Origin of the sequence: Floridaenema flaviceps BLCC-F50 (assembly GCF_041929275.2) — a bacterium.
GTDB classification, from domain to species: Bacteria; Cyanobacteriota; Cyanobacteriia; order Cyanobacteriales; family Aerosakkonemataceae; genus Floridanema; species Floridanema flaviceps.
The window spans coordinates 361,734-374,929 of the sequence record NZ_JBHFNR020000001.1; the positions used below are offsets into that span (position 1 = coordinate 361,734).

10 protein-coding genes are annotated in these 13,196 nt (G+C 41.4%); 7 read left to right on the forward strand and 3 right to left on the reverse strand.

The genetic code is table 11. From position 1 onward, the window contains the following. Position 1: 1 nt before the first annotated feature. Positions 2–2,305, reverse strand: a complete 2,304-nt coding sequence (locus ACE1CI_RS01735; protein ID WP_413267729.1) for a methyltransferase domain-containing protein — start codon at positions 2,303–2,305, stop codon at positions 2–4. A gap of 194 nt (positions 2,306–2,499) precedes the next feature. On the opposite strand from ACE1CI_RS01735, the gene ACE1CI_RS01740 reads away from it, so the two are divergent. Then, complete coding sequence (locus tag ACE1CI_RS01740; RefSeq protein ID WP_413267728.1) at positions 2,500–3,312, forward strand: hypothetical protein; 813 nt, start codon at positions 2,500–2,502, stop codon at positions 3,310–3,312. A gap of 42 nt (positions 3,313–3,354) precedes the next feature. Here ACE1CI_RS01740 and ACE1CI_RS01745 read toward each other — a convergent pair whose 3' ends face one another. Continuing rightward, positions 3,355–4,074, reverse strand: a complete 720-nt coding sequence (locus ACE1CI_RS01745; protein WP_413267727.1) for an MORN repeat-containing protein — start codon at positions 4,072–4,074, stop codon at positions 3,355–3,357. Between the two features lie 654 nt (positions 4,075–4,728). Between ACE1CI_RS01745 and ACE1CI_RS01750 the strand changes: the two genes are divergently transcribed. The 6 genes from ACE1CI_RS01750 to ACE1CI_RS01775 all read left to right on the forward strand — a co-directional run bounded on the left by ACE1CI_RS01750 (position 4,729) and on the right by ACE1CI_RS01775 (position 11,489). Continuing rightward, a complete protein-coding gene (locus ACE1CI_RS01750) occupies positions 4,729–5,556 on the forward strand; it encodes a photosystem II manganese-stabilizing polypeptide (RefSeq protein WP_413267726.1) in 828 nt (275 codons plus the stop codon). Positions 5,557–6,086: 530 nt separating this feature from the next. After that, complete coding sequence (locus ACE1CI_RS01755) at positions 6,087–6,863, forward strand: RNA polymerase sigma factor SigF (protein ID WP_413267725.1); 777 nt, start codon at positions 6,087–6,089, stop codon at positions 6,861–6,863. A gap of 313 nt (positions 6,864–7,176) precedes the next feature. After that, entirely contained in the window at positions 7,177–9,027 is a 1,851-nt protein-coding gene (locus ACE1CI_RS01760) for a hypothetical protein (protein WP_496615191.1), read from the forward strand. Between the two features lie 12 nt (positions 9,028–9,039). Continuing rightward, entirely contained in the window at positions 9,040–9,324 is a 285-nt protein-coding gene (locus ACE1CI_RS01765; protein ID WP_413267723.1) for a hypothetical protein, read from the forward strand. Positions 9,325–9,583: 259 nt separating this feature from the next. Beyond that, on the forward strand, positions 9,584–10,879 hold the full coding sequence (gene hisS / locus ACE1CI_RS01770; protein WP_496615192.1) for a histidine--tRNA ligase: 1,296 nt from the start codon (positions 9,584–9,586) through the stop codon (positions 10,877–10,879). A 127-nt stretch (positions 10,880–11,006) separates the two neighbouring features. Next, positions 11,007–11,489, forward strand: a complete 483-nt coding sequence (locus tag ACE1CI_RS01775; RefSeq protein ID WP_413267721.1) for a KTSC domain-containing protein — start codon at positions 11,007–11,009, stop codon at positions 11,487–11,489. Here the strand turns inward: ACE1CI_RS01775 and ACE1CI_RS01780 are convergent. Then, positions 11,486–13,027, reverse strand: coding sequence for an FAD-dependent oxidoreductase (locus tag ACE1CI_RS01780; protein WP_413267720.1), 1,542 nt, complete (start codon positions 13,025–13,027; stop codon positions 11,486–11,488). The two genes, ACE1CI_RS01775 and ACE1CI_RS01780, sit on opposite strands and share 4 nt — an antisense overlap. Between the last annotated feature and the right edge of the window lie 169 nt (positions 13,028–13,196).

The window sequence follows — 13,196 nt, forward strand, 5'->3', positions numbered from 1 at the left end:
TTTAAGCTTCCGAAATAAATCGCATATTGGTAAGGTTATCTAATTGAATTAATGGTAGAGTCTCTAGCCTTGCTTGTGCGATCGCCTGTTCATTTTCATTGTTCAAGCTAATCCGAGAATGAAGGCGAGGTAACAAAACTTCCCATTGCAGTGAATCTAGTTTGCTAATAGGTGAAATTTCCAGTCCATCAGTAACATCTACATCTTCTTCCATGAGAAGATTCATGACAACACTAGATAAAAAGAGATTAACATCTATTTCAGAATTTTCAGATATATTGCTGGTGTCGATTAGTAGAGTGATTTGGTTTCTATCTGGATGAGTTCCCAAAACCCTAATTACTGCTTCCAATTCCGAATATATAGATTCTTCTGACTGCAACCAATCAGGGAAAATTATTAGATTAACTTCTCTGAGTTTTAAATTGAGAAGAGTTGTTTTTATTAAAACCGATCGCACTTCATTCGCCATTTTTGTCCAAGAAAACTTTTTCGCCTGCGTCAACCCAAGCTCAATTAATAAGTTACGTATTCCAGGTTTTTGCACATCACATAAAGCATTTACCATCCCTTCAACATCATCATGATTTACATATAATGCTGCTTCTCCTGCTACTTCTGGAATAGAAGAATTAGGACAAGTAATAACCGGACAACCACAAGCAAGCGCCTCTAGAACAGGTAAACCAAATCCTTCATATTGAGAGGGAAAAGCTAAAGCTACAGCACCAGAATAAGCAGCTTTTAACTCCCGATCGTTCAGCTGTAATTTGTGGACAGTGCAACCAGAAGTGTAGACACGAAATTCATCTTCAAATACCGGATCGAAACTGGAACAAACAATGTCAAATCCATGTTTATTATATAGTTTATCAAATCCTTGAAAAAACAAAATGCCGTTTTTATAACCGCTTCTTGCACCTACTAATAAAAAGTAGGGTTTTGTAATTCCGTACTTGGTTCTAAAATTACTAATTTCTTCATAACTTGCTGGGCAGAAATTGCTATCAATACCACAATAAGCTACAGTAATTGACTCTGGTGAAATATCGGGAAAAAATCTCACTAAATCTCTGGCTGTATTTTCTGAAACAGTAATGTAAGCCACCCCATGACGAATACCAAAATGCTTTTCTTGCCAGCTAGCTTCACTAAGGTCCCATCCTAAAACTTCGGGAATCATGTCATGAGCCATAAATACAGATGGCGTTGAAATAGGTGTTGTATAGTAAGTAGAAATAAATAGATCGGCATTTTCTTCATCACAAATCTTTTGTAATATTTCGCGATCGAAAGCTGTCATACTATAATTGTAAAGTTGGATATTTCGGTAATTAACACCCGAAATTTTGGGTACAGTTCCCCCTCGATCTAGTACCAAAATATTCTCTGCAAAACCGTCTTTTACCCACTCTTCTAGTAAAGATTTCCACAACCTAGCAATCCCAGTTTTAAATGATTGGAAAAATACTCCATCGATAATTACTTTAAATTTTTCTTGTTGTGGCGCAAGCGGGCTTGTAGTCGTTAATTCTTGTTCAATTTCTTCAGTTTTACCAATGACCTGCAAGTAATCTTTAGTAATTAAAGAAGGTTTTTTATTATTGGGAGGGGGAGCATAAGATAAATTTTCAAATAATACTTCGGGGATCTGCTTTTCTGTGATTAAATGTAGATTCAACCCATTAGAATAGAAATTTAGCCCTAATTGTTTAGCGACTATAGCTAAAGATTTAACAGTATAGATAGCAATATGTTGCCCATCTTGTAGAGAATAATACCACCATTCACCAGGCTTAGGATTATTTTCGGGTAGTAGTTCTGTACTAAACAATATGTTTCGAGAAAACTGGAAAAGGTTTTGAATTTCTGTTAAGGGATCGCTGAAATGTTCAAATACCTCAAAAGCGGTTACTAGTTCGTATTTCTCCTCTTCTGATTCAGCTATAAAACCTTTAGCAAAAATATTATCACAATATTTATCGTACCAATAAAAATCAAATCCTTCATCTCGCATCAGGCGGACAAACAAGCCATAACCACCACCGTAGTCTAAGAATTGACTAGAATGATCGAAAATAGAAAATATTATGTTACTGGTAATCTTAGAGAATTGGAGGTTGCGGAAGACTAAGCCTACATCACTACTTGCTATAGCATTGGTATATGCTTCTGATAGCCAATAGGGTTCTTCTGTTTGGACAAACCCGCAATTTTGACATTTAAAGTAATCAATATTATATTTATCCAGAATTTTCGCATTAGCAAAATGAATACTTTCTGATTGACAAATTTTGCATTTCATAATTTGATAAAGAATTAACTAGGAGGATATCTGTAATTACTTCCTGAGCATCAGACGAGTTACAATATTTATATCTTACTTCAATTAGCTATTATGGACATTTAAATAAATTTATTAATTGCCACTTAGTACAAATGTACTGAATAGAGAAAAGAGTTACTCAAAGTTAACGGACAAATAGTGGATTGATGTTTATGTTTAGTGTATCTCGAATGAAATTCGCCCCTTCTCTGGTAACTTCCTTAGTAGCTGTTCTATGCTTGTTAGCGTTAATAGGGCTGCAACTACCTCAGTTGAACCAATTAATTACTAAATCCAAAACTGCACCGATCGAAGAATTGAGAAGAGAAGTGGCAGCAGAAAAACTCCGACTTGAGTTAATCCAAAAAATACCTTCGTTGGGATTTAGTAACTTAATAGCTGATTGGGTATTGCTGAGTTTTATCCAATATTTCGGAGATGATGTCGCCCGCGATCGCACTGGGTACGAATTGAGTCCAGATTACTTTGAAATTATTGTAGACCGCGATCCCCATTTTTTGCAATCATATCTACTTTTATCTACCAGTGTTTCTCTATTTGCAGGAGAACCAGAAAAAACTATTTCCTTAATGGAAAAAGGCTTAAAATCTCTGACTCCTCAACAACTTGGAGCTTATTACGTTTGGCGCTATAAAGGAATTGATGAACTATTATTTTTAGGAGATTCTAAAAGAGCGCAAAAATCCTTTGCCAAGGCAGCAGAATGGGCGAGTGAACATTCCGATGAGGAAAGTCAAAATATTGCTTCTATTTCTCGAAGAACCGCTGAATTTTTAGCTGGCGATCCCGATCTGACATCAGCTCAAGAAGCTGCTTGGGCAATGGTATTAGTAAATGCCTTAAATGCTAATGACGAACGTACTCGCAAGCAAGTAATAGATAGAATAGAGAGACAGGGAGGAAAAGTAATTATTTCACCAAAAGGAGCCATAAGCGTAAAACTACCAAAGTCCAAATTAAACTAGTTACGAATTAAAAACTAAGGCTCCTTCTAGCTTCAAATTAGTTTACCGAATTGGTTCACCATTACGAAATTGACCGCTAAAACTGCGTCCATCGGCAAACACAATGTTACCTCTGCCGTGAGGCAAAGCATTACGAAGTTCACCCCGATAACGATTACCTTTACTATCGACACAAACTCCTCTGCCATCTAAATCATTATTAAAAAATTCTCCTTGACAGCGTGTACCATCATTACTGGTAAACACACCGCCACCAAGAATTTGTCCTGTCACGAAACGACCTTGGTAGCGATCGCCATTGGCGTAAGAAAATACGCCCGTACCGTGAAATTGTCCATTGCGAAATTGCCCTTGGTAGCGATCGCCATTTGTAAATACAAATGTACCCCTACCATTTGGCTGACCATTGCGAAATTCTCCTTGATAACGGTTATCATCTTTGAATATGAATTCTCCATAGCCATTTGGTTGACCGTTAACAAATTGCCCTTGGTAGCGATCGCCTTCCTTAAATGTAAATACACCTATTCCATTCGGCTGACCATTACGAAACTGTCCTCTGTAAGAACCTTTATCGTTATACGAGCAAACCCCTTTACCGTTGAGCCGATCGCCTTGAAATGCTCCTTCACAGTAAGTGCCATCCGCAAATTTGATCACAACTTGACCCAACGATGGCATGGGTTTCATTATATTAGTAATGATTCCCAAACTAGAAGCCGCTAATACTACGATTCCTAACTTCTGAATTGGGCTAAACATCGGTAAACAATCTCCCTTATTTCCTATCAATAAAATGTTTTAGCGCAATATTTAATCATTTGTCACCTAACAATCCAATTATGTCATCCGATTATATATCTTACTTTTTCCCAGAGCGACTGCCATCCTTAGAGATTCAAGGCTCCCAGGCTGACGGCAAATAAAGCTAACACAAAGCTTTTTTACTGTATAGTTATTTCTACCACATCGCACTAGTTAGTCAAGCTAAAAGCACATAATTAGTAAAAATAACCATCAGTTAATCAATCGTAATATATTCAGATTAATTTTTGAAAGCCAGAAGATATGGGTAAAAGTTTTTTTTCCCGATCGTCCCAGCTACCACGTAACACAAACTAGCCAAGATCAATTATTAGTTAATTTAACAGTGGGAGTGAGCACATTATTCTGTAAAATGCTGTATGAGATTTAGCCGAGCCAATGAAAGATCTAATGAATCTAGCCTAAAACAAGGCAACAGTTCAAAAGGTTTCCTTTTCGAGGGAGAATAGTCTAGCCGACTACCTCCGACTCAAGGTATCAAAGCCAGAGCTGGCATTTGCCTAAGTCAAATGGCTTGATGTTTGATGGCAGTGGCAATAATTTTCACATTTGAGTTTAAGTAGAGATTGAGGTTAGGTACAGAGGTTGACCATGAGGTATCGCGGTTTTATCGTTGCACTCCTAGCATTATGCTTATGCGTGCTAACAGCTTGTAGCGACGGCCCAGCAACAGCTACCGAGCAACTGACATACGATCAAATTAAAGGCACTGGTTTAGCAAATAACTGTCCACAGTTAGAAGAAACAACTCGTGGATCGATCGCACTTAAATCCGGTGAGTCATACGCAATTAAGGGATTGTGCTTACAACCCACAACTTTCTTTGTTAAAGAAGAACCAGTTAACAAACGCCAACAAGCTGAATTCATTCCCGGCAAACTACTGACTCGTTACACCTCCAGCATTGACCAAGTACAAGGCAAACTGAAGATTAACTCTGACAGTAGCTTGACCTTCGTTGAAGAAGATGGCTTAGATTTCCAAGCTATTACCGTTCAGTTACCAGGTGGCGAAAGAGTACCTTTCCTGTTCACCATTAAGAACTTAGTAGCCACATCCCAACCCGGATCGGAAAGCATCAACACTTCCACCGACTTTGAAGGACAATTCAAGGTTCCTTCCTATCGGTCTGCTGCCTTCCTAGACCCGAAAGCTCGTGGAGAAGCGACTGGTTATGATAGCGCCGTGGCAATTCCCTCCCAAGCCGATCGGGAAGAACTAGCCCGTGCTAACATCAAACGCGCCGAAACAGGCAAAGGAAAAATTTCCCTCCGAGTAGCCAAAGTGGACAGCAACACTGGTGAAATTGCTGGTACATTTGAGAGCGAACAGCCCTCGGATACCGATTTGGGAGCCGCTGAACCCAAAGAAGTGAAAATTCGGGGCGTATTTTACGCCAGAGTTGAATCCCAGGCATAAGCCCAGAGAATCGCTCAACAGAGCTTAAAATCGTCAAAGTAAAACAGCAGACGCTATCAATAAACGAGAGTGGAGGCGGGGTACAATCGCCAGTAGGAACCAAAACCATGAAATCTTGCTGAGGATTATCCCGCTTCTACTTAGAAATACGTAACGCGATCGCCTAACTGCACTTATATAAATCACTTAATTAAAATTTCGCAGTCGAGCGATTGTTTCAATTAAATCAAAACTTCCGTAAATATGGGGTTGTTAGAGCTTATAGTAGGTGACTAAGGTAAAGATATAACTTCGCACCAGGTAGAGCAGCACCCTTCTGTTGGGTAATACTCACCGCCAAATAATGTGATAAATTAACAAAGTTTTGGTTAGGTTCAGTTCTATTTCCAGTCTGCTCAAGCAAATCAGCAAAACATAATCATTACCCAATAACTTATGTTGTTGCAGATCACAGCCCACCAGACTGCCAAAGTGATAAAACTGAATCGAAAATAACCCTGGTACAGCCTACCTACCCCCATTACGCCGCTATGCCTACCAATCTGTCTCACGATTTAAAAAATGATAGCTTGCAATTGCTGCAAGAATACCGAAAAACTGGCTTTGCCACTACTCGTAATCAGTTGGTAAATTTGAACTTCGGCTTAGTAAGAAAGGAAGCGCACTACTGGAGCAATCAATGTACAGAAAGCTATGAAGACTTGCTTCAGGTAGGCTGCTTAGGATTAATTAGAGCGATCGAGCGATTTGAAATCTGCAAAGGCAACGCCTTTAGCTCTTTTGCTCTCCCATACATTAGAGGCGAAATTCAACACTACCTCAGAGATCGAGGCTCCTCAGTCCGCATTCCCCGGCGCTGGCTCACACTGCAAAGACAAGGAATAGCAGCCACCAGAGAATTACATAGCCAACTGCACCGCCAACCAACAGACGCAGAAGTTGCAGCTGCCTTACAAATTCCTCCAGAAGAATGGCAAGAAATTAAATTAGCTTGTCAAAATCGCGCCCCCATCAGTCTAGATATACCAGTAGGAGATGACGAAGACGGATCTCGACCTTTAGCAGAACTCGTCCCCGATCCTCGTTACCGCAGTTTTCAGTTAGCCCAAGAAGATCAGATTCGCCTACAACAAGCTTTAGTTAAATTAGAAGAACGAACTCGCGAAATTTTAGAATTCGTTTTCTTCCAAGACCTAACCCAAAAAGAAGTAGCACAACGCTTAGACATTAGCGTAGTGACTGTCTCTCGACGGGTTAAAAAAGGATTGGATGTCCTCAAGCAGTTGATGGCAGGAAGCAACGATTAAAATTCAGACCCAAAAGTTCTTCATTTCATTTTCTGGGCAGGAACTTTCAATAAAATAAATTTAACAAATCAAGGTGTATCTGCTGATTTACTGGATAGAGATATAAACAAATACAAAATTACCCCTCCTCCAGAGAAGTCGAAACAAAAATTTAACTGCAATAAAGATGTAACCGCTCAAATTGTAGGAACTAGTCCCGCTATAGTTTGAGAATTGCAGTTTAATATATAACAGTACTGAGCAATCACTAAATGTCCAATAGAAAAAATAGACATTGATAGTGGAGGCTAAAAAACTTTTTGGGAGACAGGCAATGCGTCAATTATCATTTATTGCCTTATTTGGGACACTGGCTATTCTAATGGGTGGATGCGGTGGCGGAGAAAATGAAACCGCCTCTTCTCCTTCACCTACCACACCCGTTGCTACCACACCCGCTGCTACCACACCCGCTGCTACCACACCCGCTGCTACCACACCCGCTGCTACCACACCCGCTGCTACCACACCCGCTGCTACCACACCCGCTGCTACTACATCCGCTGCTACAACGCCTGCCACTGAACCAACAGCGCAGCCATCACCAACTCAACCATTTTCCAGTCCAATGGTTGAGCCAAAACAAAAACCCACACCTACGCCTGGGGCGACTGCGCCCAAACCAGCACCAAATGTTATTGTTACTGCACCACCAGAATTAATACCACCAACAGACCCAAATCAGCGGGCAGCACAAGTACAAACACAAATAGATAAAGCTAACAGAGATCCTTTTGGGTTGCCGCCTTTAGATTTAAATCAACAGCAACCAACCCCAAATACTGCTAATAGAACTCCTACTCAATCACCCAATAGATCTATTCCTACAGTGGGAGGAGTGCCGGAAGCACAACCACCAGTAGTTAGCATTCCTAGCACCACTACTGCACCTACAGCAAGGAACGTTCCTACAGTGGGAGGAGTGCCGGAAGCACAACCACCAGTAGTTAGTATTCCCAGGAGAGCGACTCCGCAACAAACAGCAGGGCGTGGTACAACCACAACACCGATCCGAATACCCCAAGCACCAGTAGTTCCTGTTCCTGCTAGCCCTGGCATAACTGGGACTAGACAACAACCAAGAGTAAGAACTCCAGCCACACGCACCACTGGTCAAACTCAACCTACTCAGGTGGCACAGGCACCGCAACGGACTCAACAACCAACCCGAACTGTGGCACAGGCACCGCAACGGACTCAACAACCTGCCCGAACTGTGGCACAGGCACCGCAACGGACTCAACAACCTGCCCGAACTGTGGCACAGGCACCGCAACGGACTCAACATCCGTCCCGAACTGCGGCACAGACACCGCAACGGACTCAACAACCAACCCGAACTGTGGCACAGGCACCGCAACGGACTCAACAACCAACCCGAACTGTGGCAAGGACACCGCAACGGACTCAACAACCAACCCGAACTGTGGCACAGGCACCGCAACGGACTCAACAACCAACCCGAACTGCGGCACAGACACCGCAACGGACTCAACAACCAACCCGAACTGCGGCAAGGACACCGCAACGGACTCAACAACCAACCCGAACTGCGGCAAGGACACCGCAACGGACTCAACAACCAACCCGAACTGCGGCACAAGCACCGCAACGGACTCAACAACCAACCCGAACTGTGGCAAGGACACCACAACGGACTCAACAGCCTCGCGCTGTAGCTAGAACGCCACAACAACCTACCCAAACACCTAACCCAACCGTAGCAGCTGCACCAACACCAGCCCCAACTCCGGCAATTGTGGCACCGCCTGCACCTCCCGAAATTCCTACCCTACCAGCCCCACCAGATCCCGTTTTGGCGAAAGCTGTGGAAGTGTCTGGAGTGGTAATTGTTGGTACTGAACCTCAAGCAATTGTTAAAGCACCAAATGAGGCAACTAGCCGTTATGTTAGAGCAGGGCAGCGGTTGGCAAATGGTCAGGTGTTGGTAAAACGGATTGAATTTAATGAAGGCTCAGAACCAATTGTGATTTTGGAGCAAAATGGGGTAGAAGTGTCGAAACTCGTGGGAGAAAGAGCGCCTGCACCAGCACAGCCTGGAGCACAAGGAACACAAGCTGTGACTCCTACTCCTGTGACAGCTAAACGCCAAACTAATGTTTAATTACGGCAAAATATGAGCGAGATAGGCGAAAAAAACCAATTTAAGTACGAAGTTGTATTTCCGAGACTGCCTTTAGCGGTGTATCGAGAAATTGCTGCTCATTTGCGCCAAGTTTCTGGGGTGGAAACAGGTTTAACACCGCAGCTGTCTCAGGATTTTGATTATCTTCAGAGTCAAGTGGGAAGTTTGTGGATTGAGTATTCGGAAACGGCTACTTCAGCTTCTCAGCAACGAGTAGAGCAAATTTTGGCTTACTATCAACAACGATACGGCAAGGCAGTTATCGGTAATCTTTAATAAGAAGACAGGGGAAAGGGAAAAGGGGAAAGGATTTTACCTTTTCCTTTTTGTTTTTCTCCTTAATTATTTGGCAATGAACTAAGTAGGTGTAAATAAATAAAGTAATAATAGTTATCTAACCTTGGGGCGGGCAGGATGCCCACCCCACAAGAGTTACATCTTTCTTGTGGGGTGGGCATCCTGCCCGCCCTATTTTTCACTTTATTTATATCTACCTACTTATTACAATTACATTACAATCAGCAATTATTAAATTATGGGTACGATTCAAGCTTTACGGGGAACGAGAGATATTTTGCCAGAAGAGGTTGTTTACTGGCAGAAGGTGGAAGCAACGGTCAGGGAAATTTTGGGCAAAGCTGCTTACCAAGAAATTCGCACTCCGATTTTTGAGGAAACTGGACTTTTTGAACGTGGCATCGGTGAAGCTACTGATGTGGTGGGTAAGGAGATGTACACTTTTTTGGATCGGGGTGAACGATCGATTACTTTGCGCCCGGAAGGTACTGCTGGAGTAGTGAGATCTTTTATTGAAAATGGTCTTTTTGCTCAAGGTGGCGTGCAGCGTCTTTGGTATACTGGGCCGATGTTTCGCTATGAACGTCCGCAAGCTGGAAGGCAAAGACAGTTTCATCAAATAGGGGTTGAGGTTTTAGGAAGTTCCGATCCCAGGGCGGATGTGGAGGTGATTGCGATCGCCAATAACATCCTACAAACTTTGGGTTTAAAATCTCTCCGCCTCGATATTAACTCTTTGGGAAATGCGGAAGATCGCCAACAATATCGCCAAGCTTTGATTGATTATTTAACTCCGTATAAAAATGAGTTAGATGCTGATTCTCAAGATAGATTAACTCGCAATCCTTTGCGGATTTTAGATAGTAAGGATGAACGGACTAAGGAAATTTCTCTAAATGCTCCGAGTATTTTAGATCATCTTGGCGCTGATTCTAAACGGCATTTTGACCAAGTATTGCAGTTGTTAACTGATTTGGGAATTTCTTATCAGTTAAATCCTCGGTTAGTTCGAGGTTTAGATTATTATACTCACACTGCTTTTGAGATTATTTCCGATGATTTGGGTGCTCAAGCAACGGTTTGTGGTGGTGGCAGATATGATGGTTTGGTAGCCGAATTAGGTGGGCCTGATACGCCTGCGGTGGGTTGGGCGATCGGTCTGGAAAGGTTGATTATTCTGTTGCAAAAATTGCAGGGGAGTTCGGCGCGATCGCTTGATTTCTACGTTGTTTCCAGAGGGGAAAAAGCGGAAGCACAAGCATTAATTCTAGGGCAGAAATTACGCCAACTTGGATTTAGCTTGGATTTAGATTTAAGTGGTAGTGCATTTAAGAAACAGTTTGCCCGTGCTGACAAAAGTGGTGCTGTTGGTTGTTTGATTTTGGGAGATGAAGAAGCGGAAAATCAAACAGTTAAGTTAAAGTGGATGGCGACGAAAGAACAGCAAACTATTTCTCAGGTTGATTTGTTGGAGAAAGCAGAACAGTTGCGAAAGGAAATCGATAGTTACCAACATTCGGGTGTAACTAGTTAAATAACCCATCATTGTAGAGACGTTGTATACAACGTCTCTACAGGCAACGAGAAAAATTTTTTGCTATAATTATAGTACATAAATACCAAATAAAATTATTTTTCTAAGATTGGCAGGAGAATTATCAATGAAGCTAATCAATATTGACTTAAAAAATGTCGTAGCTGTTGGTTATGAAGATGACCATTTAGGCTTTTTGATCGATCGCGGCAACCAGATGGAATATTTAGAAGTTCCTGCCCCTTCTTATGTTTACGAAGGACTACAAGAACTTGCTGAAATAGCGAACGAAGAAGCAGAAATTCCGATGGTGCCAATTAGGTCAACTATGGCATCAGCAATGGGATATGATAAACAAAGAAAAATCTTGCAAATCGAGTTTAATAGCGGTTCAGTTTATCAATATGCTGATGTGGAAATGGAAACTTGGCAACGGTTTCTAGACTCTGATTCTAAGGGCAAATTTTTCAACAAAGAAATTAAAGGACATTATCCTAGCCATTGTTTAGATGATGGCACTGTGATGGAAACATATACAGTGATATATCCTAAAAATGCGCCAGTAAAAGCAGAGAAATACCAGCCTGTTTCTCGGTTAAAAACTGCCTAATAATCACCACCAGAACCATATTTCCACGCATCAATCCATCTTTGAATGTAATATTGTGGTACTGGTGGTAATTCTTTTACCCAAGGTTGGATGCTTGCACCTAATTGATTTAGAACTGAATAGGCTGCTAAATTGAAGTAATGCACCAACCAATCAATTAATGCTAATATGCCAACTTGGGGAATAATTTTAATTACTAACTCTGGGTGAGACAGTTGAGTTTTTAAAAGCGCTTTTGTTAAAGCGGTAAACTGTACTACATCTTGCAGAAATGGTCTGAGTACTGAATCTCCGAGATTTTCCATTTCTAAAAATACTGCTGCTAGTAACTGGTTAATTTGTTCTGGTGCGACTTTTTGATTTATCCCTACACTCATGGTGCGCTGAAATAACCAAGTTACGGCTAAATTTGGTTGGTATGGTTGTAATAATGATAAGTCGGATTGGCTTATGCGATCGCACTCCAACGCCTGATGAATCCCATTAGTTAACCTCTGCAAATGACGCACCATTGCACCAAAACCACCAAAACTTAAAGGCGATTGTGCGCCGCTACTGTCTCCTACTGGTAAAATGCGATCGAACGGCATTTTAACCGGACTCTGGCGATAACTAGGAAAGAACCCAAATAAAGCTCTGACAAATTCTAATTGTGATAATTGTACATTTTGATATTCTGGTAAAAGCCGCAAATATTCGCCAAAGAACTCTTCCAAACTTGGACGTTGAGAATCTGCATCCAAATAAGTAAACATATAAGTTGTTCTACCATCTCTGGCGGGAAAAGCTTCCCAAAAATATTGGCATTGATTTTCTAAAGGTGTAAAAGAATAGATTAAATCTCCGGTTTTATTCTCAGGAAAACCTTTAGCACAAGTTCCCACCACTAAACAAACGCTATGGGGTTTTTGTCCTTGTCTCGCTTGTTGCACAATGGGAGAAAAATTGCCCATTGCATCAATTAATAATCTAGTTTTTAAACTTTCACTTGCTTCTACTAATACTCCATCAGGGTGAATGACTGCACCTTGAAAAGGTGAATTTTCCAAGAGTTTACCGCCAGCAGCGAGGAACTTTAATTTGAGAGTTTCTAGGAGATAAACTGGATCGACACCGATGTTGAGAATGTCTGTCACCCAAATGTCTTTACCACCTAAAAATCCAACTCTCGCAGGGTTGTATTGAGTTGCGATCGCCTTTTCTAATTCCGCTTCTGTCAGCAAATTTAACTCTAAAAATACCTCTAACTCTTTGCGAGAAATGTTCCATTCTTGATCTCTTCCCCGCAAAATTCCCCGTTCAATTACAGCGACTCGCCAACCTAAATTTGCCAAAGCTGCGCCAATTAAAATGCCTAAAGTTCCACCACAAATTACCACATCCCAGTCTAATGTTCCTAATGGTAAGTCGCTTTGTTTGACTAATTGAGGTATTGGTATGGTATCTTCTTTTAAGGATTGCCAAAGGCGATCGACTCGCCGTAATCCTTCTAAAGCATTTCCGGGAATTTGGCTAAGGATTTGTTCAGTTAGAGTCATGCAAAAAACCAGACTGATTGTTAACACTATTGTACTAGACTTAAGAAGAGTGTGATTGCTCTTTTTCGAGGGCAGATCAATGTGTGTCTGCCCTTTTTCCTAAGAATTATTTATAGCTTTGATAAGTAATTATTTTCAGTTAACCCAACAAAAAAAGCAAGTAATACTC